This window comes from Nonomuraea sp. NPDC004186, from assembly GCF_053603495.1.
Map to the genome: position 1 here is coordinate 1 of NZ_JBSGFQ010000047.1, position 26,222 is coordinate 26,222.

22 protein-coding genes are annotated in these 26,222 nt (G+C 71.1%); 8 read left to right on the plus strand and 14 right to left on the minus strand.

Annotated elements, in window-relative coordinates; genetic code table 11:
• A partial coding sequence (locus tag ACWEPL_RS32955) for a hypothetical protein (RefSeq protein ID WP_452438493.1) occupies window positions 1-185 on the plus strand: 185 nt, incomplete at its 5' end.
• On the opposite strand, the gene ACWEPL_RS32960 is transcribed toward ACWEPL_RS32955, so the two are convergent.
• From ACWEPL_RS32960 to ACWEPL_RS32985, 6 genes are all read right to left on the minus strand, one after another.
• Window positions 186-731 carry a YceI family protein gene (locus tag ACWEPL_RS32960; protein ID WP_452438494.1) on the minus strand — a complete coding sequence of 182 codons (546 nt, stop codon included), beginning with the start codon at window positions 729-731 and terminating at the stop codon, window positions 186-188.
• A gap of 181 nt (window positions 732-912) precedes the next feature.
• Window positions 913-1,287, minus strand: coding sequence for a hypothetical protein (locus tag ACWEPL_RS32965; RefSeq protein WP_452438495.1), 375 nt, complete (start codon window positions 1,285-1,287; stop codon window positions 913-915).
• Between the two features lie 290 nt (window positions 1,288-1,577).
• Window positions 1,578-2,495, minus strand: a complete 918-nt coding sequence (locus tag ACWEPL_RS32970) for a phosphotransferase family protein (RefSeq protein ID WP_452438496.1) — start codon at window positions 2,493-2,495, stop codon at window positions 1,578-1,580.
• A 1-nt stretch (window position 2,496) separates the two neighbouring features.
• A complete protein-coding gene (locus tag ACWEPL_RS32975; protein WP_452438497.1) occupies window positions 2,497-3,429 on the minus strand; it encodes a phosphotransferase family protein in 933 nt (310 codons plus the stop codon).
• Between the two features lie 26 nt (window positions 3,430-3,455).
• Entirely contained in the window at window positions 3,456-4,103 is a 648-nt protein-coding gene (locus tag ACWEPL_RS32980; RefSeq protein ID WP_452438498.1) for an HAD family hydrolase, read from the minus strand.
• Entirely contained in the window at window positions 4,100-4,546 is a 447-nt protein-coding gene (locus ACWEPL_RS32985; protein WP_363966324.1) for a MarR family winged helix-turn-helix transcriptional regulator, read from the minus strand. Before ACWEPL_RS32985 ends, ACWEPL_RS32980 begins: the two co-directional genes overlap by 4 nt.
• Window positions 4,547-4,626: 80 nt before the next feature.
• Here ACWEPL_RS32985 and ACWEPL_RS32990 point away from each other — a divergent pair, with 80 nt between their 5' ends.
• The gene (locus tag ACWEPL_RS32990) at window positions 4,627-5,055 is read left to right on the plus strand and encodes an SgcJ/EcaC family oxidoreductase (protein ID WP_452438499.1); all 429 of its coding nucleotides are present in this window, start codon (window positions 4,627-4,629) and stop codon (window positions 5,053-5,055) included.
• Here the strand turns inward: ACWEPL_RS32990 and ACWEPL_RS32995 are convergent.
• Window positions 5,021-5,569, minus strand: coding sequence for an AAA family ATPase (locus tag ACWEPL_RS32995; protein ID WP_364258663.1), 549 nt, complete (start codon window positions 5,567-5,569; stop codon window positions 5,021-5,023). The genes ACWEPL_RS32990 and ACWEPL_RS32995 overlap by 35 nt on opposite strands.
• Window positions 5,570-5,633: 64 nt before the next feature.
• A complete protein-coding gene (locus tag ACWEPL_RS33000) occupies window positions 5,634-7,169 on the minus strand; it encodes a long-chain-fatty-acid--CoA ligase (protein ID WP_355204674.1) in 1,536 nt (511 codons plus the stop codon).
• A gap of 141 nt (window positions 7,170-7,310) precedes the next feature.
• Between ACWEPL_RS33000 and ACWEPL_RS33005 the strand changes: the two genes are divergently transcribed.
• Both ACWEPL_RS33005 and ACWEPL_RS33010 read left to right on the plus strand, forming a co-directional pair.
• Window positions 7,311-8,855, plus strand: a complete 1,545-nt coding sequence (locus tag ACWEPL_RS33005; RefSeq protein ID WP_452438500.1) for a GMC family oxidoreductase — start codon at window positions 7,311-7,313, stop codon at window positions 8,853-8,855.
• Between the two features lie 44 nt (window positions 8,856-8,899).
• Window positions 8,900-10,153: a cytochrome P450 gene (locus ACWEPL_RS33010; RefSeq protein ID WP_363966317.1), complete on the plus strand. Its 1,254-nt coding sequence runs from the start codon at window positions 8,900-8,902 to the stop codon at window positions 10,151-10,153.
• Here ACWEPL_RS33010 and ACWEPL_RS33015 read toward each other — a convergent pair.
• On the minus strand, window positions 10,141-11,433 hold the full coding sequence (locus ACWEPL_RS33015; protein WP_452438501.1) for an MFS transporter: 1,293 nt from the start codon (window positions 11,431-11,433) through the stop codon (window positions 10,141-10,143). The two genes, ACWEPL_RS33010 and ACWEPL_RS33015, sit on opposite strands and share 13 nt — an antisense overlap.
• A gap of 75 nt (window positions 11,434-11,508) precedes the next feature.
• Between ACWEPL_RS33015 and ACWEPL_RS33020 the strand changes: the two genes are divergently transcribed.
• A complete protein-coding gene (locus ACWEPL_RS33020) occupies window positions 11,509-12,390 on the plus strand; it encodes an alpha/beta fold hydrolase (protein ID WP_452438502.1) in 882 nt (293 codons plus the stop codon).
• Here the strand turns inward: ACWEPL_RS33020 and ACWEPL_RS33025 are convergent.
• Window positions 12,380-13,426 carry a methyltransferase domain-containing protein gene (locus ACWEPL_RS33025; protein WP_452438503.1) on the minus strand — a complete coding sequence of 349 codons (1,047 nt, stop codon included), beginning with the start codon at window positions 13,424-13,426 and terminating at the stop codon, window positions 12,380-12,382. The two genes, ACWEPL_RS33020 and ACWEPL_RS33025, sit on opposite strands and share 11 nt — an antisense overlap.
• Window positions 13,427-13,647: 221 nt before the next feature.
• Between ACWEPL_RS33025 and ACWEPL_RS33030 the strand changes: the two genes are divergently transcribed.
• The gene (locus ACWEPL_RS33030; RefSeq protein ID WP_363966309.1) at window positions 13,648-14,889 is read left to right on the plus strand and encodes a cytochrome P450; all 1,242 of its coding nucleotides are present in this window, start codon (window positions 13,648-13,650) and stop codon (window positions 14,887-14,889) included.
• Here ACWEPL_RS33030 and ACWEPL_RS33035 read toward each other — a convergent pair whose 3' ends face one another.
• Entirely contained in the window at window positions 14,890-16,854 is a 1,965-nt protein-coding gene (locus ACWEPL_RS33035) for a hypothetical protein (protein WP_452438504.1), read from the minus strand.
• A gap of 562 nt (window positions 16,855-17,416) precedes the next feature.
• Here ACWEPL_RS33035 and leuS point away from each other — a divergent pair.
• The gene (leuS, locus tag ACWEPL_RS33040; protein WP_355204652.1) at window positions 17,417-19,867 is read left to right on the plus strand and encodes a leucine--tRNA ligase; all 2,451 of its coding nucleotides are present in this window, start codon (window positions 17,417-17,419) and stop codon (window positions 19,865-19,867) included.
• A 1-nt stretch (window position 19,868) separates the two neighbouring features.
• Here the strand turns inward: leuS and ACWEPL_RS33045 are convergent, their stop codons facing one another.
• On the minus strand, window positions 19,869-20,837 hold the full coding sequence (locus tag ACWEPL_RS33045; RefSeq protein ID WP_350739242.1) for a TIGR03557 family F420-dependent LLM class oxidoreductase: 969 nt from the start codon (window positions 20,835-20,837) through the stop codon (window positions 19,869-19,871).
• A gap of 29 nt (window positions 20,838-20,866) precedes the next feature.
• A complete protein-coding gene (locus tag ACWEPL_RS33050) occupies window positions 20,867-21,289 on the minus strand; it encodes a hypothetical protein (RefSeq protein WP_363966303.1) in 423 nt (140 codons plus the stop codon).
• Window positions 21,290-21,454: 165 nt separating this feature from the next.
• On the opposite strand from ACWEPL_RS33050, the gene ACWEPL_RS33055 reads away from it, so the two are divergent.
• Window positions 21,455-24,556 carry a S41 family peptidase gene (locus ACWEPL_RS33055; protein WP_452438505.1) on the plus strand — a complete coding sequence of 1,034 codons (3,102 nt, stop codon included), beginning with the start codon at window positions 21,455-21,457 and terminating at the stop codon, window positions 24,554-24,556.
• A gap of 556 nt (window positions 24,557-25,112) precedes the next feature.
• Here the strand turns inward: ACWEPL_RS33055 and ACWEPL_RS33060 are convergent.
• Entirely contained in the window at window positions 25,113-26,222 is a 1,110-nt protein-coding gene (locus tag ACWEPL_RS33060) for a MalY/PatB family protein (RefSeq protein WP_363966299.1), read from the minus strand.

Sequence of the window (26,222 nt, forward strand, 5' to 3'; positions counted from 1 at the left end):
CCGGGGGGCCCCCCGCGCCCCGCCGGCCCCCGCCGGGGCCCGCGACGCTGCTGGCCCTGGTCGGCGCCGTCAGCCTCGCCGCCGCGGTGACCGGGGCCCCGCTGCCCCTCTGGTACGCCCTCGCCTACACGGCCGGACTCGTGCTGGTACTGCGGGCGTGGCGCCGGGGTGGCGACGTGCGGTGATCAGGCGGCCTTGACGGCGGACAGGTCGAACTCGAGCGTGACCTTCTCAGAGATCATCACACCACCCGTCTCCAGAACCGCGTTGTACGTGATGCCGAAGTCCTTGCGGTTGATCACCGTGCTGCCCTCGAAGCCGACCCGGGTCAGGCCCTGGGCGTCGATCGCGGTGCCGGTGTAGTCGAGGGGGACGGTGACCTGCCGGGTCACGCCGCGGATGGTCAGCTCGCCGGTGACCTCGAAGCTGTCGCCGCCGAGGTGCTTGACGTCGGTGGCGTCGAAGGTGATGTACGGGTGCGCGGCGGCGTCCAGGAAGTCGCCGGTGCGCAGGTGGTCGTCGCGGTGCTGGTTGCCGGTCTGGATGCCGGCCACGTCGAGGACCACGTGAACGGTGGAGGCGGCCGGGTCGCCCGCGTCCAGGAAGGCGGTGGCCTCCTTGACGGGGACGTCGCCGCGAACCTTGGTGACCATCGCGTGGCGGGCCACGAAGCCGAACCGGCTGTGCGCGGGGTCGAGGGTGTAGGTGCCGGTGAGGTCGCTTGGGTGCATGCCGGTGCTCCGTTCCACAGTTAGTTCAGCACTGGAAGATTTAGTGCGAGACTATCCTCTACTTATTTCAGCGCGCAACTATCCAGTGGGATGTGGGCAGGCGGCTCAGCCTCGCGGACGGCCGCGCGGCATCAAGGCGGCCACGCTGCTGATCCGCGGCGATCAGGGTCTCGTCCGCCCGTCAGAAGGGTCGCACTTCGTCGAGCACCGTTGCCGCAATCGCAAGGATCGCTTCGACCATCGGTATGTCGGCGCGAACATCGTCCGCCGTGAATCGCGGAGCGCCCGGCCGCGGGTACTCGGCCTCGTTCCGCCGTCGGCACGTCCTTGTTCTCACCTCACTGATGCCGACGACGAGGACGTCCACGTCGTTCGGCACCCTGCCCGGCTCGCCGGAGTAGCGTGCGGCCCAGGAGCCGTGAATGCAGGCCTCCTCGATGCCGGCGATGCCGGACAGTTGCTCGCCGAGCACGGCCACCGGGCCGTAGGTCAAGGCGAGCAACTCGGTCAGCGGGCGGGCCACGACCGCGTTCGTGTCGGCGCTGGCCATCCGCATGTTGCCTGCTTTCCGAGCGCCCACCAGGCCTGCCGCGGCCAGGCGATCGATCTCCCGGGGCGCCGTCCCCTGGTGGGGAGCGATGCGCGTCTACTGTGAGGGCTGCCGGTCCTTGGCGTGTTTTCCGCGACTGGTGTGGATTTCGTCCTCGGTGGAGTCCTCTTGGGGCTCTGGTAGCTCGTCCTTGGGACTATGGGGCTTGGCGTGCCTGCCCACGTGATCTCCTTTGGCGAACGTCATTGCTAAGGGTGACCATATGGCTACAGTATGCATTGAAGCAAGAGTAAGATTCACGAATCCAGGAGGGCGAGCACGCGTTCGGCCTGGCGGTCGAGGGTGCCGGGGGGATTGCGGCGGGTGGCGGGGCCGTCGGGGCCGAGCATGAGGAGCCAGCCGAGCGCGAGCAGCCGCCGGAATTCGTGGACGCGGGCCGCCTCCGCCGGTGCCAGGTCGAGGTGGGCCAGGAGGAGGTCGCTGTCCAGGTCGCCGTCGACGTGGGAGATGTGCTCGGCGACCTCGGCGAGTTCGAAGGCACGGTCGGCGAGGCCGGAGTCCTCCCAGTCGATGATGTGGACGCGGGCGGTGTCAGAGTCCCAGAGGTAGTTGGCGAGGTTGCCGTCGGCCATGCCGAGCACGGGCGGGAACGGGTTGACCGGCAGCCGGTCGAGGGACGGGTCGGACAGCCAGGCCGTCCCGAGGGTGAAGGCCCGACGGGCGCCGGGGGAGTCGCCCAGGTCGGGGTGGGCGGCGGCGAGGGCGCGCACGTGCGCGACGGCCGCGGCCGGATGCCAGGCGGCAGGCTTGAGCACGTGCCCGGTGGCGAGTTCGAGCGGGTGCCCGGGGGTGGGTTCGAGCGGGTGCCCGGGGGTGGGGTCGGGGGAGTGCCGGGAGGTGGAGTCGAGGGGGTCTGCTCCGGAGATGGCGTGGTGGAGGTGGGTGAGGGCGGTGGCGAGGGCGCGGACCTGCTCGGGGCCGGTGGGGAGGCCGCGGAGCGGGGTGCCGGGCAGGCGGCTCATGACCACCGTGGGCGGCGATCCGTCGAGGTCGGCGCGCACGGGAGCGGGCGCGAGACCGGGGGCGTGCTCGGCGAGCACGTTGAGGGCGGCCCATTCGCGGCGGTGTTCGCCACGCTCCCACGAGCGGTATCGCTTGATCACGATGTCGTCGCGGATCTCGATGTCGTGCGTGGTGGATCGCCCGGCCGTCACCCTAGGAGGCCAGCGTCTTGAGGGTGCCCGTCAGGGCGTCCCAGCTCTCCTCGGCGTCCGGCGTGCGCCCGTGCGGCGAGCGGAACCACTCCACGAACTCGGCCACGTCGTCGAGGGCCCACCGCAGCCGGTAGAGCTCCAGCGCCGCCGGGTCGGGCGTGCGGCCGGTGGCGTCGGCGTAGCGGGCCAGGTCGTCGGCGTCCCTGGCGACCAGCCACAGGTCGCGTTCGGGCACCGCCAGCCCCACCGTGTCCCAGTCGACCAGCAGCCACCGCTCGCCGGACCGAAGCAGGTTGCCCGGGTGCGGCTCGCCGTGCGTCACCACGGGCTCGCCGGCGCCGGCCGCCGTCCGGTCGAACTCCGCGAGCCTGCGGCGCAGCACTCCGGCGTGGTCGGCGATCACCTCCCTGGCGGGCTCCGCGTACGGGCCGCCCGGCCAGGGCCGGCGCGTGTCCTGGAGCGCCTGCTCCAGGACGGCCCGGCCCGAGAGCTCCAGGGGGCGCGGGGGAGTGGACAGGGGCGGCGGCGTGGCATGGAGGGTGGCGAGCAGGTCGATGATCGCGGCGCGGTCTCCGGCCGGCCGCTCCTCGCCGAACTCGCCGGCGAGACCGTTCGCGTAGGGGAAGACGCTCATCGCCCACCGGTGGCGGTCGAGCCGCAGGAGCGTCGCGCCGTCGGCGGTGCGCAGCGGCGCCACCACGAAGTCGAGCCCCGCCTCGGCCCGCAGCGCGGCGGCCGTGTCCATGGCCAGCCCGAGCCCGTCGAAGCCGCGCCGCCGCACGTCCGCGACCGTGATGAACCAGCGCCCGTCCGCGACCCAGTGGTAGTCGCCGAAGCCGACCGGCGCGTAGTCCAGCGTGCGCGCCCCGATGCCCCACGCGCCGAGCGCGGGCAGCAGCAACCCCTCGTCGAAAGCATCCGGCCTGTCCCGCATCCGGCCACGCTATCGATCCGGGCGGTTCAGTTCAGCTGGATTAGCAGCTCGATGGCGGAGAGCGCGTCGGTCACCGTGTGATCGGCCACGACCCCGCCGGTGACTCCCCGGTCGATCCAGATCGTCCGCAGCCCCGCCCGGCGGCCGCCCTCGACGTCCTTCTCGGGGTCGTCGCCGATGACCCAGCCGCCCGATTCCAGCGATGCGCCGCATCTCCCGGCCGCGATTTCGAACAGCCGAACGTCGGGCTTCCGCACGCCTTCCGCCCCGGAGATCGCCCAGCCGTCCACGCGGGTCGCGAGCCCCGTACGCTCGATCTTGCCGGTCTGGTTGTCGGCCATCCCGTTCGTCGCGATGCCCACCGCCCATCCGGCCGCCCGAAGCCGGTCGAGCCCGTCGAGCACCTCACCGGGGCAGTGGACCAGGTGCGGCAGCCGGGCCCGGTACGCCGCCCACAGCTCGTCGGCCGGCTCGGCCAGCCTGAAGTGCTCGCGTACCAGCCCGAAGAACGCGTCCATGGGCAGGGACCCGTCCGCGTCGGTCGCCACCATCCACGCCGCCGCCCCCTCGCCGAGCCCTCGCCCGGCGGCGAACTCGGCGGCCCACAGCTCGAAGGCGGCCAGCCGGTCGATCAGCGTGTTGTCCAGGTCGAAGAGGGCCAGGCGTCGGGTCATGCGTCCCGCGCCGCGATGAGCTCGTCGGTGGCCGACCGGTACGCCGTCGCGGCCCGCTCGAAGTAGTCGAACAACGTGGTCCGCTCCGCCTCCGGATAGCCCTGCAGCAGCTCGGCCAGCCGGGCCCTGGTCCCCGCCAGCACCTCGTCGAGCCGTTCCGGCCGGCCCACCGACTCGACCATCACCTTGCGCCGGTCCGCGGGGTCCGGCGCGCGGCGTGCGTACCCGCCCTGCTCCAGCCGGTCGATGAGCCGCGTCGTGGCGCCGGTGGTCAGCCCCGTCTGGGCGGCCAGCTCGCCGGAGGTGAGCGGGCCGGTGAGGTCGAGCAGGTTGAGCGCGTAGTAGTCGGTGGCGTTGAGCCCGGCGGCCTCGGCGGCGGCCAGGCTGTTGAGCACCATCGCGCTCAGGTAGCGCCGGAAGACGGCGCTCGGGTCGGTTGACAAGCCCAACTCCTCTTCCTTAAGTTGATATCTGCATGAGAGCAGAGATTTAACCAGTGCAAATAATATCAGAGGGAGCGGAAATGATCACCAGCGAGATCCAGAACCTGTTCACCGAGCTGGAGGGCGCCTGGGACCGCGGCGACGGCATCGCGTACGGGGCATGCTTCACGGAGGACGCCAGCTACACGACCTTCGTCGGCACCGTCTACCACGGCCGCGACGACCTGGCCGCCGGTCACCAGGCCCTCTTCGACACGGTGCTCAAGGGCACGAAGATGTTCAACGAGATCACGGAGGTGCGCTTCTACGGTCCCGGCGCCGCCGTGGTCACCGGCAGGGGAGACGTGGCCAAGAAGCGCCCCGCCAAGCTGGCCAAGGTGCAGACGTACACGCTGGTCCGCGAGGCCGACGACAGGTGGCGCATCGCGTCCTTCCACAACACCCGGCGCCGGCCGCTGATGGAGGCGGTGTCGTTCACGTACGTGCCGGCCAGCCGGCCGCGCGGATGAGGAAGGCGGCCCGCTCCTCGACCGGCGCCCGGGGCAGCGTGACCACCGAGTAGCCGTAGTCGGCGTAGGCCCGCACGACCGCGTCGTACGTCCGCTCGGCCTCCCCGAGGCTCTGCCTCCGCTCGCTGTCGTGCTCGTAGATCTCCGGCCACGGCGGCGCGGCGAACACGCGCCGGTGATAGCGGTACGTCCGCGCCGCGTTGTGCAGATGCCGCGGCACCGTACGTCCCAGCATGCGCAGATATCCGATCGTGTCGACCAGCCCCCGATCGAAGACCACGGGCCCCGTCCCCGAGGCGGCGTGGTAGGACCGCAGGTCCCACGCCAGCATCAGCTCGGCGAACAGCTCCGGGTCCAGCCACGGCAGCGCCGGCCCCGAGATCGCCACCTGGTCCCGGATGATCGCCCGCCCGGCCTCCGGCTGCACCCGGAACCCCAGCGAGGCGAGGTGCTCGACCAGGGTGCTCTTCCCGGCGCCCGGCCCTCCGGTGATGACGACGTACCCGTCCGCCACGAGACCTCCACAAAGAGAAAGGCGCGGGCAGAGTGCCCGCGCCTGAGGGAAAGGAGTCGACCGGTTACCGCAGCTCGCGCTTGAGGATCTTGCCCGTGGCCGTCATCGGCAGGGAGTCGCGGAACTCGACCATCCGGGGGTACTTGTAGGCCGCCATGTTGTCCTTGGCCCAGGCGATCAGCTCGTCCTCGGTGATCGCAGAGCCCGGCGCGGGGATGACGTACGCCTTGATCTCCTCGCCGTGGGACTCGTGCGCGACCCCCACCACGGCGGCCAGCGACACGGCCTCGTGGGTCATCAGGACCTCTTCGAGCTCCCGCGGATAGACGTTGAAGCCGCCACGGATGATCATGTCCTTGGCCCGGTCGATGATGGAATAGTAGCCGTCCGCGTCACGGGTGGCGATGTCACCGGTGCGGAACCAGCCGTCGTTCATCACCTCGGCCGTCGCCTCCGGGCGGCCGTAGTAGCCCTTCATGATGTTGTGGCCGCGGATGGCGATCTCGCCGGGACCCTCGCCTTCGACGGTCTTCCAGTCGCCGTCGACCAGCTTCATCTCCACGCCCCAGATCGGGGTGCCGATGGTGCCGGGCTTGGTGGGACGGCCGAGCTGGTTGAAGCTGGCCACCGGCGACGTCTCCGACAGGCCGTACCCCTCCAGGATGCCGATGCCGAAGGTGCGCTCGAAGTCCTTGAGCACCTCCACCGGCGAGGACGCGCCGCCCGCGACGGCGACGCGCAGGGAGCGGGGGACCTCCACGCCGTCCGCGTGGATCTTGGTGAGCATGCCCCAGTACATCGTCGGCACCCCGGCGAAGAAGGTGACGCCCTCCTTGGCCATGAGCGCCAGCGCGTCGCCCGGGTCGAAGCGCGGCAGCAGCACGACGGTGGCGCCGCGCAGGAAGCCGGTGTTCATGACCACGGTCTGGCCGAAGGAGTGGAACAGCGGCAGGACCGCCAGGTACGTGTCGCCCTCGTCGGAGCGGGGGAACATCTTGTCGCTGACCATGGCGTTCAGCAGCATGTTCTGGTGGCTGAGCTCGGCGCCCTTGGGCTGGCCCGTGGTGCCCGAGGTGTAGAGGATCACCGCGGTGTCGTCCGGCGACGTCTGCACGGTCTCGAACTCGCCCGCCATGCCGCCCAGCGCCGCCCAGACCGACTCGCCGTACTCGGACTCGGTCGCGAGCGGGGTCGCGGGCAGCACGAAGAAGTGCTCGCAGCCCTCCGCGGCCTCGAAGCCCGCCTTGCCGCGCTCGCCCAGTGGCAGCTCGGGGGTGCCCTCGAAGCAGAAGAAGGCCTTGGCGTCGCTGTCGCCGAGATGGTAGGTGATCTCCCGCGACTGCAGCAGCACGTTGAGCGGCACCACCGTGGCGCCGGCCTTCAGGATGCCGAAGTAGACGAACGGGAAATACGGCAGGTTGGGGCACGCCAGCGCCACCTTGTCCCCCTTGCCGACACCGCGGGCGACCAGGAGGTTCGCGACCTGGTTGGCTATGGTGTCGATCATGGAGTACGGCAGTCGCATGTCGCCGAAGACGATGGCGGTGCCGTCAGGGGTGTTCCTGGCGCTGTCCTCCAGGACGGTCGACAGGTTGAGCATGACGCCTTCCTCCTCAAAGCCGGGGCTTGGGCGCCATCCTCGCAGCAGGCCATACCGACCGGTAGGTAACGGAGGTCACAACTGCGTATGGACGTGCCGCCCGGCCTGGAGTAAGCAAGTAACAAGTTACTTGGAGGAGCCATGGAGTACGACTACGTGATCGTCGGGGCGGGATCCGCCGGGTGCGTGCTGGCCAACAGGCTCTCGGCCGATCCCGGCGTGACGGTCGCGCTGGTCGAGGCGGGCGGCCAGGACGACAAACTGGAGATCCGCATGCCCGCGGGCTTCGCCAAGCTGTTCAAGACCGACTACGACTGGAACTACACCACGGCCAAACAGGGCGAGATGTCGGGCCGCGAGCTCTACTGGCCCCGCGGCCGCGTGATCGGCGGCTCGTCCTCGCTCAACGCCCAGATGTGGGTGCGCGGCTGCGAACGCGACTACGACCAGTGGGGCGTGCCCGGCTGGTCGTACGGCGAGGTCCTGCCGTACTTCACCAGGGCCGAGCACCGCGTCGGCAGCAACGAGGGCGGCGTCTACGGCACCTCCGGGCCCCTCTACATCTCCGAGCTGCGCAGTCCCAACGTCACCACCGCCGCCTTCCTCAAGGCGTGCGAGGAGCTCGGGCTCACCCGGCTCAAGGAGCTGAACGGCCCCTCCAACGAGGGCTACAGCCCCACCCCCGTCACCCAGAACCGGGGCCGCAGATGGAGCTCGGCCGACGCCTACCTGCGCCCGGCCAAGGGCCGGCCCAACCTCCACGTGATCACCGGGGCCACCGTGGACCGGGTGGTGTTCGAGGGCAGGCGCGCGATCGGCATCGAGCACAGCGGCGGCGCCCAGGTCAGGGCCAAGGGTGAGGTCATCCTGTCCGCGGGCGCGATCGGGTCCCCGTACCTGCTGATGCGCTCCGGCGTGGGCGCCCCCGACGAGCTGCGCGACGCCGGGGTCACGGTCGTGCACGAGCTGCCCGAGGTCGGCAAGAACCTCCAGGACCACCTTTCGAGCGGCGTGTACGTCGAATGCAAGCAGCCGGTGACGCTGACCAAGGCCGAGTCGATCAGCAACCTGCTGCGTTACATCGTGCTGCGCTCCGGCATGCTCACCACGAACGTGGGCGAGGCGGTCGCGTTCATCAGGACCTCGGCCGAGGAGCCCGCCCCCGACATCGAGCTGATCTTCGCGCCCGGGCCGTTCGTCGACCACGGCCTCACCCCGCCGACCGGCCACGGGCTCACCGTCGGCGTCGTGCTGCTGCAGCCGGAGAGCCGCGGCAGGGTCGGGCTCAACGGCCGGGACGTGGTCATCGACCCCGGCTACCTGAGCGCGGAGGCCGACGTCAAACGCCTGGTCGCGGGGCTGAAGACGGCCAAGCAGGTCTTCGCCACGGCCGCGATGAAGCCGTGGGCGGGCGGGCCGATGGCGCCGTACTGGGCGCCGGAGAGCGACGAGGAGCTAGCGCGGTGGGTGCGCGAGCGCGGCGAGACGCTCTACCACCCGGTCGGCACCTGCCGCATGGGGACGGACGACGCCTCCGTGGTCGACCCCTCCCTGCGCGTACGCGGAGTCGAAGGGCTCAGGGTCGTCGACGCGTCGGTGATGCCGACGTTGAACCGCGGCCACACCCATGCCCCGGCTATCATGATCGGCGAAAAGGCAGCCGATCTGATCGGGAAGCACCGGTAAGTGCCTCTTGACGTAAGTGGGCACTTGCAGAAGGCTTGTGTGATATGACACTGTCCGCCGACCTGGACCTGTCGCAGATCCCGTTCTGGGGCCTGCCGCAGTCCGAGCGCAATGAGGCCTTTCGCAGGCTGCGACAGATGGACCGCCCGGTCTTCATGCGGGAGCAGATCGTGCCGTTCATCGGCGGCGGCCCCGGCTTCTACGCCCTGGTGCGCCACGCCGACGTGACCGAGGCCAGCAGGAACGCAGCCGTGTTCAGCAGCGAGCCCTGCTCCAACAGCATCCCCGACATGCCCCGCTGGCTGAGCGTGTACTTCGGCTCCATGATCAACATGGACGACCCGAAGCACGCGCAGTTACGGCGGATCGTCTCCAGAGCGTTCACGCCGCGCATCCTGGCGAAGATGGAGGAGGACCTCGCCAGGGCCGCCGCCGAGATCGTGGACGACGCGATCGAGCAGGGGCCGGGCGACTTCGTCGCGCAGGTGGCCGCCAAGCTCCCCGTACGGGTCATCTGCGACATGATGGGGATCCCGGCCGAGTTCCATGACATGGTGCTGCAGCAGACCAACGTCATCCTGGGCAACACCGACCCCGAGTACACCGGCGTCGGCACCGACCTCACCCGCCGCAACGTCGCCAAGGGCCTGGGCAAGCTGCTGCGCGCCGGCTACTCCCTCAACCGGCTGGCCGCCCGCCTCGGCGACGAGCGGCGCAAGCGCCCCACGGGCGACCTGGTCAGCCTGCTGGTCAACGGCGAGGAGCGGCTCAGCCCGCAGCAACTCGGGTCGTTCTTCATCCTGCTCGTGGTGGCGGGCAGCGAGACCACCCGCAACGCCATCGCGCACGGCCTCAGGCTCTTCACCGAGCATCCCCACCAGCGCGCGATCCTGCTGAACAACTTCGACGGCCACATCGTCACCGCGTGCGACGAGATCATCCGCTACGCCACACCGGTGATCCAGTTCCGCCGCACGCTGACGCGGGACCACGAGATGAACGGCATGCGGTACAAGAAGGGCGACAAGGTGCTGCTCTTCTACAACTCCGCCAACCGCGACGAGGCCGTCTTCGCCGACCCCGACACCTTCGACATCACCCGCGACCCCAACCCGCACGTCGGCTTCGGCGGGCCCGGGCCGCACTACTGCCTGGGCGCGCACCTGGCGCGCAGGGAGATGACCGTGATGTTCCGCGAGCTGTTCACCCGCGTGCCGCACATCAAGGCCGTGGGCGAGCCCGACCACCTGCTGTCCAACTTCATCAACGGCATCAAGCACATGAGCTACACCTTCTGACCTGCGCGCCGGAGCAGCGCCACCGGCAGCAGCGCTCCGGCCAGCGCCAGCCCGGCCGCCACCAGCAACATCGAGGTGACCCCCGCCCGGTACGGCGCCGCCAGCACGGCCACGCCCACGGCCGTGCCGATCTGCTTGACCGTGTTCACGACGCCGGTGGCCATGCCCACCCGGTCCATCGGCGCGGTCAGGCCGACCTGGTTGGCGACGACGTTCCCGGCGCCCAGGCCCAGGCCGCCGAGGAACAGCCCGAACATGATCGGCGTCCACGGGTCGGCCGCGGGGACGCTCATGACCAGCAGCGCGACCGCGATCAGCGCCGGGCCGGCGGCGATGAGCACGCCCATCGGCCACCGGTGCAGCACCCGGCCGATCGCGACGGGCCCGATGACGGCCGCCGCGCTGAAGGCCAGGAAACGCGTGCCCGCCTCGACGGGGCTGGTGTGCAGCTCGCCCTGCACGTACAGGGTGAGGTACGTGAACGCGCCCAGCAGCGCGGCCAGCATGAGCAGCGTCGTTCCCGTGCCGACCGCGAACACCCCGTTCCTGAAGAGCCCGAAGTCGATCATCGGCTCGGCCGAGCGCCGCTCCACGACCACGAACGCCGCCAGCAGGACCAGCCCCGCCACCAGCAGCCACGGGAGGTCGTGGATGAGCGCCGGGATGATCGCGAACAGCGCCGCCGCGACCAGCACGATCCCCGCCGGGTCGAGATGGCCTCTGCCGCGCGACTCCGCCACCCGCTGCCGCAGCGCCACCAGCACGAACGCGCCGATCGGCAGGTTGATCAGGAAGATCGCCCGCCAGCCGAACGCCCCCGTCAGCGCCCCGCCCACGACCGGGCCCAGCGTCATGGCCAGGCCGGAGACCGCGCTGAAGATCCCGAGCGCCTTGCCCCGCTCCGGCCCCTCGGGGTAGACGGAGGCGATCAACGGTGTCGTGGTCCCGTACAGCGCCGACGCGCCCAGGCCCTGCACGCCCCTGGCCAGGTCGAGCAGGGGCGCCGTCGGGGCCAGGGCGCAGGCCAGCGAGGCCAGGGTGAAGACCGAGACCCCGATCGTCAGCAGCCGGCGCCTGCCGTAGCGGTCGGCCAGGACCCCGGCGGGTAACAGGACCGCGGCCAGCGTGAGCGCGTACGCGTCCACCACCCACTGCACCTCGGGCAGGCTCGCCCCCAGGCCGGAGCGGATGTCGGGCAGCGCGATCGTCACGGCGGTCAGGTCCACCACGACGAGCACGATGGTCAATGACGCGAGCGCGAGCACCCATCCCCGCCGCATGAGTTCTCCTCTGTGATACAGGCCCCTTCGAGTAGTGGTACCTCCGAGGCGGGCCGAATGCTAGGTTTCGCAGTCATGGAGATCAGGACTATCCACGCCAACGGGGTGGAGTTCGCGTATCTGTCGTTGGGTGAGGGGCCGCTGGCGCTGTGCCTGCACGGCTTCCCCGACTCCGCGCACACCTGGCGGCACCTGATGCCCGCGCTGGCCCAGCGCGGCTACCGCGCGGTCGCGCCGTTCATGCGGGGATACGCGCCCACCGAGGTGCCCGCCGACGGCGCGTACGAGGACGCCGCGCTGGTCGCCGACGTCCGCGCGCTGCACGAGGAGCTCGGGGGCGACGAGGACGCGGTCGTCATCGGGCACGACTGGGGCGCCTTCCCCGTGTACCACCTGGCAGGACGTTTCCGGCGCGCCGTCACGCTCGCGGTGCCGCCGCCCGGCTCGCTCGGCGCCGGGTTCCTGGAGTACGAGCAGCTCAAGCGGTCGTTCTACGTCTTCCTCTTCCAGACGGCCGTGGGCGAGGCGGCCGCCGCGAGCCCCGGCTTCCTCGAGAACCTCTGGCGCGACTGGTCGCCCGGCTACGACGCGCGCGAGGACCTGGAGTTCGTACGGCGCAGCATCGGCGAGCCCGCCAACCTGAGCGCGGCCCTCGGCTACTACCGGGCCATGCTCGGCACCACGCCTCCGTCCGGCCGCTACCCGGCCCTGGAGGGCGGGATCACCGCCCCCGTCCTGTTCCTGCACGGCGCCCAGGACGGATGCCTGAGCGCCGAGCTGGCCAAGAACGCGATGAGCCACCTGCCCCTGGGGTCGCGGGCCGAGCTGGTGGCGGGCGCCGGGCACTTCCTCCACCTGGAGCGCCCGGCCGAGGTCAATCGGCTGATCCTGGACTGGCTCGGCTCGCCGTCCGCGGCCGAGATGACCCAGGTCCGCCCGCGGGGGTTCACCTCCTGACGCGGCCCGCCTCCTTCCTGAGGACCGCGATCTCCGGATGCTGCCCCGAGAGGCTGACCCGGACCGCCTCCTCCAGCGCGAACCCGCGCGGGATCCCGTCGTGCACCAGCGCCACGGCGAGCCCGTCGGAGGCCAGCACCCGCCGGACCTCCCGCCAGAGCGGGCCGAGGTCCCGCGCGAGCAGCCCGCGGGGCGGCACCTGACGCCCCCAGGGCGGGTTCACCAGCACCCGGTCCACGCTCCCGTCGGCCAGCGGGATCCGCCCGCCGTCCGCCACCCCCCACCCGAACGCCGCCCCGACCCCGGCGCTTGCTGCGCCCCCGGCCCGTGCGTTGGCGGTGGCGGCGCGGAGTGCGGCCGGGTCGTGGTCGAAGCCCAGGAGACGCGCTCTGGGGGCCAGCGCGTGGGCCTCGATGAGCGTCGTGCCCGCGCCGCAGCACGGGTCGAGCACCGTCCCCGCGCCCCCGAGGCGGGCCAGCGCCGCCATGGCGGCGGCCACCGGCGGGTGCAGCGTGCCCCGGATCGAGTCCGTCTTGTACGCCCGCCGGTGCAGCGGCCGGTCCGCCAGCCGCAGCGCGATGAGCGCCCGGTCGCCCTCGATCGTGACCCGCCACGACATCGCGTCCCGCGGCGGCCGCCCCCCGTCCCTCCTGGAGTGGTACGGCAGCCGCAGCGGCCGCGCCAGCTCGGCCCCGACCGCGTCCTCGATCTCGAACCGGGTGTAGTTGCGCCGCCCGACGAACGACGCCGACACCTCCACCCCGCTGCCCGTCAGCCCTCCCAGGCTCACGGAGCGGGCCGCGAGGGCCAGCCGGCGCAGCGCGGAGCGGCCGTGGCCGATCCCGTCCACCACGGCGGCGGCCAGCAGCACGTCGTCTGCGGTCCGCAGGCCCGTCAGGTCGGCTCCCGGCGCGGCCTCGAACCACACCTCGCGATGGCGCACCCCGTGCACCACGCCCAGCCGGGAACGTCGAATCTCCGTGGCCACCAGGGGCTCGATGCCATGCACCGCCCTGGCCACGGCAAAGGTATGCACGTGTCCTTCTCCCACGTCGCGACCCGGGACGGCGCTCGCTCAGCCGTCCCGCATCGCCGGCGGTGGGGTCGTCCGCGACCCGCCGGCGGATCGCTACCGGAGGTGGAAGAAGAAGAACGTCATGCGCGCCACCCTAGAGCCCGCCCGCCACCGGGAGCCACTGGTTTTCCGGGGCCATGAGCACATTGACGTAAGTGGTTGCTTTCACAAAAGATGGCCTTATGAGCGTCCTTGACTTCGATCTGTCTGATCGCGACTTCTGGGCCAGGCCCATGAGCGAGCGCGAGGAGGCGTTCGAGCGGCTGCGCGCGCTGCGGACCCCCGCCTTCTTCCAGGAGATGGAGATCGACTTCGCGCCCAGGGGCCCCGGCTACCACGCCCTCGTCAAGCACGCCGACATCCTCGAGGCCAGCCGCAACCCCGAGGTCTTCTGCTCGGGCGACGGCGGCGCGACGAACATCCCCGACATGCCCGCCGAGTTCGCCGAGTACTTCGGCTCGATGATCAACATGGACGACCCGCGCCACGCCAGGCTGCGCAGGATCGTCTCGCGCGCGTTCACGCCCAAGATGATCAAGCAGTTCGAGGCGGACGTGGAGGCGGCGGCCGCCGGCATCGTGGACGACCTGCTGGCGAAGGGGCCGGGCGGCGACTTCGTCACCGAGGTCGCCGCGCGCCTTCCCCTGAAGATCATCTGCGACATGATGGGCATCCCCGAGCGGGACTACCGGTTCGTCTTCGAGCACTCGAACGTCATCCTCGGCGGCTTCGACCCCGAATACGGCGGCGCCGACCTCACCCAGCTCGCCGAGCGCCTGCTCACCGCCGGCATGGAGCTCCAGCAGCTCGTGCAGGACCTCGCCGCCCACCGCGCCGAGAACCCCACGGAGGACCTGACGTCGTCCCTGGTCAACGCCAACATCGACGGCGAGCGGCTGACGATGCAGGAGCTGGGGTCGTTCTTCATCCTGCTGGTGGTGGCGGGCAACGAGACCACCAGGAACGCCATCTCGTACGGGCTGCGCCTGCTCACCAACAACCCCGACCAGCGCGCGCTCTGGCTGGAGGACATCGACGGGCACGCGCCCGGCGCCGTGGAGGAGATCGTCCGGCTGGCCTCCCCGGTGAACTTCATGCGCCGCAAGGTCACCAGGGACCACGAGATGAACGGGCACCTGTACCGCAAGGGCGAGAAGGCGGTCCTGTTCTACTGGTCGGCGAACAGGGACGAGAGCGTGTTCGCCGACCCGCACCGCTTCGACATCACCCGGCAGCCCAACCCGCACGTCGGCTTCGGCGGGCCCGGGCCCCACTTCTGCCTGGGCGCGCACCTGGCCCGGCGGGAGATCACGGTGATGTTCCGCGAGCTGCTGCGCCGCGTGCCGCGCATCGAGGGCGGCCGGCCCGACCGGCTGCACTCCATGTTCATCAACGGGATCAAGCACATGGAGTGCGACTTCTGATCAGCCCTGGGCGCCAATCCTCAGCTGGTTCATGACCGTGCGGATGTCGGGCAGGAGCTGCTTGCTGTCCGCCGGGATCGACATGTAGACGATGGCCGGGACGTTGCCCCCGGTGTTGACGGCCATCGTCACGATCGTGGCCTTCTCGGTCTCCGACGTCAGCGAGTACGCGATCAGCCGTCCCGTGTTGTCGCCCACCTTGATCGGCTGCTGGGCGATCTTGCGGACCTTGTTGCCGGTGGGGAAGAAGCGCTTGCGCGCGTCCAGCACCACCTGCTTGATGACCGGCTCCAGGTTGTCCTTCTCGTAGTACGAGGCCAGCTTCTGCGGCAGCGGGCCCGACATGAGCTGGGCGCTCGTGTCCTGCGTGATCGGGACGAACTGGCGGGTGTCGTAGTTGTACGTGGCCTTGACGGTGGTGCGCGTGTCCAGCCGCCACGTGCCGCCCAGGCGCGGGAGCGAGATCCCGGCGGCGGCGTCGGGCACCCTGCCGAGGATCGGGGCGGCCTTGCCCGGGTACTTCGGCAGCGCTCCGATCGTGGTCGAGGACCTCGTGGAGCTCGGCTTCTGCGAGGTCGTGGGCTTCTCGGCCACGGTGTTGGAGGCCGCCGGGTCGTCACCGGCCAGCGGGCCGGCGAGGAACGCCCACAGCAGCGCCGCGACCAGCGCGATCGCCACGGAGCCGCCGAGCGCGTAGATCCAGATGGGCCTGCCCTGACTCTCCTCCTCCAGGGAGTCCTCGTCGCCCATGGCCTGGTAGTCGTCGCCGAAGACGGTGTTCCAGAGCTCCTGCTGGCGCTCCGGCGGCGGTGTGCGGGAGCCGCTGATCTGGCCTGCGGTCACGAACGGGCGGTCGGGGTCCGAGGGGTCGCGGTTCAGGTTCGAGCCGGGGCGCGGGGCGCCGGTGTCCTCGGCGGGGGGCGTGGCGCTGATGTTCGATGAGTCCATGGTGGGGGAGGGGGTGGCGCGGTCGTTGAGCAGGTTCTCCGTGTGCTGGCCGTACGTCATCGTCCGCTCTTCGGAAGGGTGTGCCTGCCGGGGCGGCGCGTGCGCGCCCTGCGGAAGGTCGTCGACCTGGTACATGGCCGTCGCCTGCTCCGGGGAGCCGGCGTTGTCCCGCTCGGCGGGGGGCCAGGGGGCGGGGGAGGAGAGGTTCGACCAGGAGCCGGCGGCCGGGGGCGGCTGTTCCCACGCCGGGATCGGGTCCGGCGGCTGCTCCCACGCGGGGATCGGGTCCGGCACCGGGCGCTCCCCGCCTCGCGGGGGGAACTCCGAGCCGCCCCGTCCCGGCGCCTCGGACCAGGAGGCCGGCCCGGCGCTGCCCTGCTGAGGCCCGTCCGGCCATGAGGACGGCCCGCCGGGGAGCGAGGACGGCCCGCCGGGGAGCGAGGACGGCCCGCCGGGGAGCGGCGACGGTCCGCCGGGGAGCGGAAGGTCGGGCCGGGAGGACCGCCCGCCCTGCGGCGCGGCATCCGGCCACGAGGCCGGGCCGTTCTGCGGCGGGGAGTCGGACCAGGAGGAGGGCCCGTTCTGTGGCGGGGAGTCCTGCCACGAGGAGGGGCCGTTCTGCGGCGGAGAGTCGGGCCAGGCGGTCGGCGCGCTCTGCGGCGACGCCTCCGGCCAGGAGGACGGTCCGGCGCTCTGCGGCGACGAGTCGGGCCAGGAGGACGGGCCCGCCGCGCTCGGGGGCGGCACGTCCGGCCAGGAGGAAGGGCCGGAGTGGCCCTGCGGGGAGGGCTCGGGCCAGGAGGGGCCGGTGGCGTCGCGGGCCGGCGGGGCCGGCCAGGAGGGTCCGGTGGCGCCCTGGGGCGGCAGGTCCGGCCACGACTGCGGGCCCCCGGCCTCGGAACGGGCGGGCTCGGGGCGGGACCTGCGGGGTGGCTCCGGCCAGGAGTCGTCCGTGCGCGGCGGCTCGGGCCACGCCGGGTCCTGCTGAGCGGACCTCGGGGCCTCGGGCCAGGACATGGGGACCTCCGTTGCGGGGGAGCCGGGCGCGTCGCGGCGCGGTGCGTCTGGCCAGGACGGTGGCAGGTGTGGTCCGGAATTCTCCGTTGCCATTGCTGCCGGCCCTCCCGAGTATCTGTCCGGATAGCCCGTTATATCCGGATTCGACGTACCAGGCATGATCTCATGGGATTTTCCAGGAGATACAGGTGGTTCCGCAGCGAAACGAGCGAAGCCGTGCGGATCCGTCGGCGGGTCCTGCATGGGCAGGCCTGCCTCCGGTCGCTCGGGCTCAGCTGGGTACACCACGGTGACAAGGGTATTCATAGGGGACGAATGAGGTCACAACGGATACATCACCATCAGGTCTCGCTGGACCTGAAGGGTCCATTGTGCCTGCGGACCTCGATCGAGTATCTGCATTCAGCCGAAGACGTGCGCTAGGCTTGACACATGCGTTCCGCGACCCTGCTTCTTAGCGGGCCGCGACGGCCCTGAAGATTCTCGCCGTCGCGGCTACCCCTCGTTGTGTGCACGGGGGGTTTTCTTATGGGGTCCGAATCAAGCCAGAAGGACAGTAGCCGTGAGTGAGTACGATCCGCAGGCGCTGCAGGCCAAGTGGCAGCAGCGGTGGGAGGAGCAGGAACCCTACCGGGCGAGCGAAGACCCGGCTGACCCGCGCGAGCGCCGCTACATGCTCGACATGTTCCCCTACCCGTCCGGCGACCTGCACATGGGGCACGCCGAGGCCTTCGGGCTGGGCGACGTGGTCGCTCGTTACTGGTACCAGCAGGGTTACAACGTCATGCACCCGATCGGGTGGGACTCCTTCGGCCTGCCGGCGGAGAACGCCGCGATCAAGCGGAACGCCCACCCGGCCGAGTGGACCTACGCCAACATCGAGACGCAGGTCACCTCGTTCAAGCGCTACGCGCTGTCCTTCGACTGGTCGCGCCGTCTGCACACCAGCGACCCCGACTACTACCGCTGGAACCAGTGGCTGTTCAACCGGTTCTTCGAGCGCGGCCTGGCCTACCGCAAGGGCGGCCTGGTCAACTGGTGCCCCAACGACCAGACCGTGCTGGCCAACGAGCAGGTCGTGGCCGGCAAGTGCGAGCGCTGCGGCGCCGACGTCGTCCGCCGCGAGCTGACGCAGTGGTACTTCAAGATCACTGACTACGCGCAGCGCCTGCTGGACGACATGGACCAGCTGCAGGAGGGCTGGTCCGAGCGGCTGCTGACCATGCAGCGCAACTGGATCGGCCGCTCCGAGGGCGCCGACGTGCTGTTCGAGATCGAGGGCCGCGAGGAGCCGGTCCACGTCTACACCACGCGGCCCGACACGCTGTTCGGCGCCACCTTCTTCGTGGTCGCCGTGGACGCCAAGCTGGCCGACGAGATCGTCACCGACGAGCACCGCGCCGAGTTCGAGGCCTACCGCGCCGAGGTCGCCAAGCTGAGCGACATCGAGCGGCTGTCCACCGACAAGGAGAAGACCGGCGTCTTCCTGGGCCGCTACGCGGTCAACCCGGTCAACGGCGAGCGCATCCCGGTCTGGGCGGCCGACTACGTGCTGTCCGACTACGGCCACGGCGCCATCATGGCCGTGCCCGCCCACGACCAGCGCGACCTGGACTTCGCGGTGAAGTTCGAGCTGCCGGTGAAGGTCGTCGTGCACACCGGCCTGGCCGACCCGGGCGAGACCGGCGAGGCCACGCCGGGCGAGGGCACGCTGGTCAACTCCGGGCCGCTCGACGGCCTGACCAAGGTCGAGGCCATCTCCAAGATCATCGAGATCCTGGAGCGCGAGGGCAGGGGCACGGGCGCGGTCAACTACCGGCTGCGCGACTGGCTGCTGTCCCGCCAGCGGTTCTGGGGCACCCCGATCCCGATCATCCACTGCGGCGACTGCGGCGAGGTGCCCGTCCCCGACGAGCAGCTGCCGGTCACGCTGCCCGACATGCGCGGCGAGGCACTGGCCCCCAAGGGCGTCTCCCCGCTGGCCAGCGCCACCGAGTGGGTCAACGTCGAGTGCCCCAAGTGCGGCGGCGCGGCCAAGCGCGACACCGACACGATGGACACGTTCGTCGACTCGTCGTGGTACTACCTGCGTTACTGCTCGCCCGGCTACACCGACGGCCCGTTCGACGTCGAGCGGGTGCGCAAGTGGGGCCCGATCGACCAGTACGTCGGCGGCATCGAGCACGCGGTGCTGCACCTGCTCTACTCGCGGTTCTTCACCAAGGTCCTGCACGACATGGGCATGGTCGACTTCACCGAGCCGTTCCGGCGCATGCTGAACCAGGGCCAGGTGATCAACGGCGGCAAGGCCATGTCGAAGTCCCTGGGCAACGGCGTGGACCTGGGGCAGCAGATCGACGACTTCGGCGTCGACGCCGTGCGCCTGACCATGGTCTTCGCCGGGCCGCCCGAGGACGACATCGACTGGGCCGACCTCTCGCCGGCGGCGTCGCTGAAGTTCCTGGCCCGCGCGCTGCGCGTCATGTCCGAGGTGGACAGCGCGCCCGGCGTGGCGTTCGAGGGCGGCGACGTGGAGCTGCGCAAGGTCACCCACCGCACGATCGACGAGGTCACCAAGCTGGTCGAGTCCTACCGCTTCAACGTCGCGGTGGCCCGCATGATGGAGCTGACCTCGGCCACGCGCAAGGCCATCGACTCCGGCCCCGGCGCGGGCGACCCCGCGGTGCGCGAGGCCGCGGAGACGCTGGCGATCATGCTGTCGCTGGTGGCCCCGTACACCTCCGAGGAGGGCTGGGAGCGGCTGGGCCGCACCGGCGCCGTCGCCTTCGCCGGGTGGCCGGTGGCCGAGCCCGCGCTGCTGGTGCAGGAGTCGGTCACCTGCGTGGTGCAGGTGGCGGGCAAGGTGCGCGACCGGCTGGAGGTCTCGCCGGACATCACCGAGGACGAGCTGCGCCAGCTGGCGCTGGCCTCGGAGAAGGTCGCCCCTTACCTGACGAACTCGCCCCGCAAGGTGATCGTCCGGGCGCCCAAGCTGGTCAACATCGTCCCGTAACTCATAGCTCGCGCAGTGCCGGCAGCAGCTCCTTCTCCGCCCAGTCGAAGAAGGGCTGCTGCTGGTCGTGCCCGATCTGGACGAGCGCGACGTGGGTGTACCCGGCGTCGGCGAACTGCCTGACGCCCTGCACGACCGCGTCCACGTCGTTCCCGCACGGCACGCTCTGGGCCACGTCCTCGGGCCGTACGGTGCCGGTCGCGGCGGCGAAGTTCACCGGACCGGGCAGCTCGGCCATGACCTTCCAACCGCCGGCGGCCGCCCAGCGCCACAGGCGGTGTGCGCGATCCCTGGCAGCCTCGGGATCGGTGTCGTACGCGATGGGCAGCTGCCCGTACACGGGCCTGCCGTGCCCGCCCGCGGCGTTGAACTGCCTGACCACGTCCGGCAGCGGTTCGTTGACCACCAGCACGTCGCCGTACTCGGCGGCGATCTCCGCGGACTGGCCGCCCGAGGCGGCGATGGCGAGCGGGACCGGCCGCTCCGGCAGGTCGTAGAGCTTGGCCGAGTCGACGTCGTAGAACTCGCCCTGGTACGTGACGTAGTCGCCGCCGAACAGCAGCTTGATGATCCGGATCGCCTCGGCGAACATCCGGTGCCGGGTGTCCACGGGTGGCCAGCCCTCGCCGATGACGTGCTCGTTCAGGTTCTCGCCAGCCCCGAGACCCAGCGTGAACCTGCCCTCGCTCAGCACGCCCATGGTCGCCGCCTTCTGGGCCACCACGGCCGGGTGGTAGCGCATGATGGGGCAGGTCACGTACGTCATGAGCGGCAGGCGCCGGGTGACCTGGGCCGCCGCGCCGAGCACGGACCAGCAGTACGGCGAGTGCCCCATCTCCTCGATCCACGGGAAGTAGTGATCGGAGATGACCGCGTAGTCGAAGCCGATCCGCTCGGCCACCGCGGCGTGATCGACCAGCTCCCGCGCGGGGGTCTGTTCGGACATCAAGGTGTAGCCGATTTGTACCATATGGTGCCGCGTACCCGGGTTTGTCAGTCTTAGTCGCCGGACTGGAGTTCCTCCAGCACCAGCCCTATGCCGATCCCGAGCAGCCAGATGTCCTTGACCAGCCCGATGCCCTGCTCGGACGGGCGCAGGCTGCCCTCCTGCCGCATCCCCGGCGTCCTGAGATACAGGCCGACCAGCCCCGCCGCGAACCCGGTCAGAGCGGCCCCCGCCACCAGCGACGGCACGATCGGCACGAGCAGCGCGGTCCCGAGCGCGATCTCGCTTCTGGAGAGCAGCCTGGTGAAGGCCACCGGGTCCATGTCACGCAGGAACGGGTACGTGTTCGCGGCCATGCCGTGCAGGCCCGCCGCGGTCTGCTCGTCGGCGTGGACCTTGCTGAGCCCGGAGTTGAGGATGACGGCCGCGGCCGCCAGGCGGGACGGGAGCTGGTGTGGACGGGCGCAAAACTTCATAGTCCACCCTCTTCCCGGCATTTCAGGCACATCCCCTACTTGACAGTTCGCGGGACGTGGTGGGCCCGTTCGAGGGAGAATTCTTGGGCTGACCTTGGCATCTGGCATTAATGTGCACATGTGACAAATGGCGCATACCTCAGATACCCGCATATCCACGGTGACATGGTCACCTTCGTCGCAGACGACGATGTCTGGCTGGCTCCCCTGTCCGGAGGCAGGGCCTGGCGGTTCACCGCCGACCGCGTCCCGGTGTCGCACCCGAGATTCTCGCCCGACGGCACGCGCATCGCGTGGACGGGTGGCAAGGAGGGCGCGCCGGAGGTGTTCGCGGCCGGGATCGACGGCCCCGAGGGCGAGCGGCTGACCTACTGGGGTAGCGCCACGACCGGCGTACGCGGCTGGACGGGCGAGGGCGACGTGCTGGCGGTCACCGCGGCCGGGCAGAGCGAGCGGGGACGGACCTGGGCGTACGCGGTGCCGCTCGACGGCGGCCCCGCCACGCGCCTGCCGTACGGGTGGGTCAGCGACGTGGCCGTCAGCGGCGCGCGGGTGGCCACCGTGTCGCCGATGTGGCGCGAGCCGTCGCAGTGGAAGCGGTACCGGGGCGGCACGGCCGGCAAGATCTGGGTCGACGCGGAGGGCGACGGGGAGTTCGCCCGCCTGTTCGCCGACAGCACCGCGCAGTACTGGGCGGTCAACTGGGTGGGGGACCGGCTCGTCTTCCTGTCCGACGTCGACGGCGTCGGCAACGTCTACTCCGCCCTGCCCGACGGGTCCGACCTGCGCAGGCACAGCGATCACCAGGAGTTCTACGCCCGCCACGCCGTCGGTGACGGGGAGCGGGTCATCTACGGCCACGCCGGGGACCTTTGGCTGCTGGAGAGCCTGGACGCGGAGCCGTACCGGCTGGACGTGACGCTGGGCGGGCCGCGGCCGGGGCGGGCCAAGCGCCCCGCGCCGCTGCGGGTCGGCGCGTTCTCGCCGGACGCGAGCGGGCGGGCCAGCGCCGTGGAGATCCGCGGCACCGCCCACTGGGTGACCCACCGCGACGGGCCCGCGGGCGTGCTGCGGGCGCAGCCGGGCGTCCGCGTACGGCTGCCGCAGGTGCTCGACGCGGACGGCCGGGCCGTCTGGGTGTCGGACGCCAGCGGCGAGGACGGGCTGGAGATCGGCACGCCGGGCGGCGAGATCAGGACGCTGGCCACCGGGGAGCTCGGGCGGGTGCTCGAACTGACGGTCTCGCCCGACGGCAAGCACGTGGCGGTCGCCACGCATGACGGGCGGCTGCTGGTCGTCGACATCGAGTCCGGAAATATCCGGCAGCTCGACCGGACCACGCAGGGAGACGTCAGCGGGCTCACGTTCTCGCCCGACTCGGGGTGGCTGGCCTGGGTGCACCCGCACCACGAGCCGCTGTCGCAGATCAAGATGGGGCGGGTCGACGGGACGTCGGTGATCGACGTGACGTCGGTGCGCTTCTCCGACTTCGATCCGATGTTCACCAAGGACGGGAAGCACCTGGCGTTCCTGTCGATGCGGACCTTCGACCCGGTGTACGACGCGCACGTCTTCGACATGTCCTTCCATGGCGGGTGCAAGCCGTACATCGTGCCCCTGCAGGCCACCACGCCGTCGCCGTTCGACCCCTCCCTGCAGGGACGCGGGTTCAACGGCGAGGACGACAAGCCCGCCAAGGACGACAAGAAGGACGACGCCGCACCGCGAACCGAGGTCGATCCCGAGGGGCTCCCCTCGCGCGTGGTGCCGGTGCCGGTGCCCGCGGGCCGCTACGGCAACCTGCGTACCGCCAAGGACGCCCTGCTCTGGCTGCGCCACCCCCTCGCGGGGCAGATCGGCGACGGCACCGAGCCGGTCACCGAGATCGTGCTCGAACGCTACGACCTCAAGAAGCGCGCCAAGTCCGAGCTGGGCAAGGAGGTGCGTGCGTTCGAGGTCAGCGGCGACGGCGGCAGGCTCGTCACCAACGGCAAGAACGGCCTGCAGACCCGCGCCGCCACAGAGGGCGACGAGGTTGTCTCCATCGACCTCGACCGGATCGCCGTGGAGATCGACCCGATCGCCGAGTGGCGGCAGGGCTTCCGCGAGGCCGGCCGCCTCATGCGCGACCACTTCTGGCGCGAGGACATGAACGGCGTCGACTGGCAAGGCGTGCTCGACCGCTACGAGCCCCTGGTGGGGCGCATCGGCGCCCACTCCGAGCTGATCGACCTGCTCTGGGAGACGCAGGGCGAGCTGGGCACCTCCCACGCGTACGCGAGCGCCACCGGCGCCGGCGTCGACCCGCGCCGCAGCCAGGGGCTCCTGGGCGCGGACCTCGCCAGGGACGACGACGGCGTGTGGCGGGTCGTACGCATCCTGCCCGGCGAGTCCTCCGACCACGACGCGCGCTCCCCGCTGCTCGCGCCCGGGGTGGCCGTCCGTCCCGGTGACGCGATCGTCGCGGTGGGCGGGCGTCCCGTGGATCCGGTACGCGGTCCGCTGGCCCTCCTGGCGGGCACCGCCGGCCAGCCCACTGAGCTGACCGTACGGCCGGCCGCCGGCGGGGACACCCGCCGCGTCGTGGTCAGCCCCATCGCGGAGGACACCCGGCTGCGCTACCACGACTGGGTGGAGAGCCGCCGCGCCCGCGTCCGGGAGGCCTCCGCCGGCAGGCTCGGATACCTGCACGTGCCCGACATGGTGGCGACGGGGTGGGCGCAGTTCCACCGCGACCTGCGTACCGAGATGGCCTTTGACGGGCTGGTCGTGGACGTGCGCGAGAACGGCGGCGGGCACCTGTCGGAGCTCGTGCTGGAGAAGCTGTCCCGCAAGGTCACGGGGTGGTCGCGGGCACGAGGCTACGAGCCGATGCGCTACCCGGAGGACTCGCCCCGGGGGCCGATCGTGGCGATCACCGACGAGTTCGCGGGCTCGGACGGGGACATCGTCAGCGCCGGGATCAAGATCCGCGGCATCGGCCCGCTGGTGGGGACGCGGACCTGGGGCGGGGTGATCGGCATCGACTCCCGGTACTCGCTCGTCGACGGGACGCGGGTCACGCAGCCCCGGTACTCGTTCTGGCTCGAAGGGCACGGCTGGGGCGTGGAGAACTACGGGGTGGAGCCGGACATCGAGGTGGTGATCACGCCACAGGACCGGGTGGCGGGGCGGGACCCGCAGCTCGAGAAGGCGATCGAGCTGGCGCTGTCCGCCCTCGAAGAACACCCATCCGCCACGCCGCCGGACCTCCCGCCGCTGCAGTAACCTCGCTGCGGTAACCCCCCACTCACCGCCTCACCCACCGCCCCGACCGGCACCCGGCCGCCAGCCTCGCCGTCGGGGCCTCTGCCCACTCACCCCCCATTCGCCACCTGGCAGCTAGCCTCGCCGTCGGGCCCACCCCCCTGCGCCTCATGTCCACACCGACGTGCCGCGCCCCGAGCGTTCCCGCCGCTCCGCCACCTCCGGTACCGGGCCGCACCCCTGCCGACCTCCGCACCAACGTCGCCGCGCCACGCCGCCCACGCCGCGCCGCCAACGCCGCGCCGCCACACCATGCCGCCACACCGAGCCGCGCGCCTTTGGCGCCGGCACGCTGCACTGCTGGGCCGCCCACGCCTTCGCTCTGCGCAGCCCGCCGTTCCCCTTCTCCACGCGATGCGTGCCGCGCCACCTCGTGCGTCGCGCCATTCGCGCGCCCAGTGGGACGGACGCTTGCCTGGGTACCCCGTTGTCCGGTGCGCGGGTCCATCACCACCCAGCCGGGCGGCGTGGCAGGAGTGTCGTGGGGATCCCGCCACGCCCCTTGGGAAAACCAGGGTCAGGGCATCTGGGTCAGCCGGTCGAGGATCTCGGCCAGGATCGCCTCCGTGGTGGCGAAGTTCAGCCGGACGTAATGCTCGCCGCCGGGCCCGAAGACCGCGCCGTCGACCAGCCGCACCCGGGCCTCCCGCTCGTACACCTCCGCCATTCCCGGCCGCCCCACGTTCAGCCACGCCAGGTACGTGGCCTGCGGAACCCGATAGCCGACCGATGCCGGCAGCCGGGAGGCGATGATGCGGCGGTTGCGGTCCAGCAGGGCGCGGGTCGACTCCAGCCAGGCGTCCCCGTGCCGCCACGCCGCCACCGTGGCCTCCACGCCGAAGAGGTTCGCGGAGCCGTACACGAAGGGCGGCTGCGCCTCCAGGGCCTTGCGGACGCCCGCGTGTCCCAGGTGGGCCACCGAGCAGCGGATGCCGCCCAGGTTGAACGCCTTCGTGGCGGACGTGAGTGTGACGGTGCGTTCGGGGAGGATCGTGGCGAACGGGATGTGCTGGTGCGGCTCGAACGTGAGGTCCGCGTGGATCTCGTCCGCGATGACCAGCAGGTCATGGCGTTCGACGTGCTCGGCCAGCTTCGCCAGCTCCTCGCGGGTGAACGAGCGGCCGGTCGGGTTGTGCGGGTTGACGAGGAGGAGCACCCGGCAGCCCGACAGGTCGGGCACCTCGAAGCGCCACGCGTCCCCGTCGGGCTCCAGCTGGATCGGATGAAGGGGCCGTTCCATGACCTTCAGCGTCTCCAGGAACGGATGGTAGGCCGGGGTGTGCAACGCGACCCCGTCGCCCGGCCGGGTCCAGACCTGGAGGAGGACCTGGAGCGCCTGGTTGAGGTCGTTGAACGAGCGTACGAGCGAGGGATCGGCCTGCCAGCCGTACCGGTTCGCCATGCGTTCGGCGAACGCCTCGGCCAGCGGCCCGGCTGAGGGCTGTTCGAGCCAGGTCGGGTAGCCCAGGTCGCCGGCGGCCCGGCGCCGCAGTGCCTCGATCACCTCGGGAGCGGTGGACAGGTCCATGTCGGCGACCCAGGCGGGGATGACGCCCGGCGGGACTTCTGACCACTTGATGCCATCGTGGGATGTCTTGAGGTCTTCAGGGGTATATGCCTCATTCAC

What these genes read in the sequence shown, in the direction of transcription:
- ACWEPL_RS32960 (WP_452438494.1), bottom strand. Translation starts at nt 731, where the DNA reads ATGCACCCAAGCGACCTCACCGGCACCTACACCCTCGACCCCGCGCAC.
- ACWEPL_RS32965 (WP_452438495.1), bottom strand. Translation starts at nt 1,287, where the DNA reads ATGCGGATGGCCAGCGCCGACACGAACGCGGTCGTGGCCCGCCCGCTG.
- ACWEPL_RS32975 (WP_452438497.1), bottom strand. Translation starts at nt 3,429, where the DNA reads ATGCGGGACAGGCCGGATGCTTTCGACGAGGGGTTGCTGCTGCCCGCG.
- ACWEPL_RS32980 (WP_452438498.1), bottom strand. Translation starts at nt 4,103, where the DNA reads ATGACCCGACGCCTGGCCCTCTTCGACCTGGACAACACGCTGATCGAC.
- ACWEPL_RS32990 (WP_452438499.1), top strand. Translation starts at nt 4,627, where the DNA reads ATGATCACCAGCGAGATCCAGAACCTGTTCACCGAGCTGGAGGGCGCC.
- ACWEPL_RS33000 (WP_355204674.1), bottom strand. Translation starts at nt 7,169, where the DNA reads ATGCTCAACCTGTCGACCGTCCTGGAGGACAGCGCCAGGAACACCCCT.
- ACWEPL_RS33005 (WP_452438500.1), top strand. Translation starts at nt 7,311, where the DNA reads ATGGAGTACGACTACGTGATCGTCGGGGCGGGATCCGCCGGGTGCGTG.
- ACWEPL_RS33010 (WP_363966317.1), top strand. Translation starts at nt 8,900, where the DNA reads ATGACACTGTCCGCCGACCTGGACCTGTCGCAGATCCCGTTCTGGGGC.
- ACWEPL_RS33015 (WP_452438501.1), bottom strand. Translation starts at nt 11,433, where the DNA reads ATGCGGCGGGGATGGGTGCTCGCGCTCGCGTCATTGACCATCGTGCTC.
- ACWEPL_RS33020 (WP_452438502.1), top strand. Translation starts at nt 11,509, where the DNA reads ATGGAGATCAGGACTATCCACGCCAACGGGGTGGAGTTCGCGTATCTG.
- ACWEPL_RS33030 (WP_363966309.1), top strand. Translation starts at nt 13,648, where the DNA reads ATGAGCGTCCTTGACTTCGATCTGTCTGATCGCGACTTCTGGGCCAGG.
- ACWEPL_RS33035 (WP_452438504.1), bottom strand. Translation starts at nt 16,854, where the DNA reads ATGTCCTGGCCCGAGGCCCCGAGGTCCGCTCAGCAGGACCCGGCGTGG.
- ACWEPL_RS33045 (WP_350739242.1), bottom strand. Translation starts at nt 20,837, where the DNA reads ATGGTACAAATCGGCTACACCTTGATGTCCGAACAGACCCCCGCGCGG.
- ACWEPL_RS33050 (WP_363966303.1), bottom strand. Translation starts at nt 21,289, where the DNA reads ATGAAGTTTTGCGCCCGTCCACACCAGCTCCCGTCCCGCCTGGCGGCC.
- ACWEPL_RS33055 (WP_452438505.1), top strand. Translation starts at nt 21,455, where the DNA reads ATGGTCACCTTCGTCGCAGACGACGATGTCTGGCTGGCTCCCCTGTCC.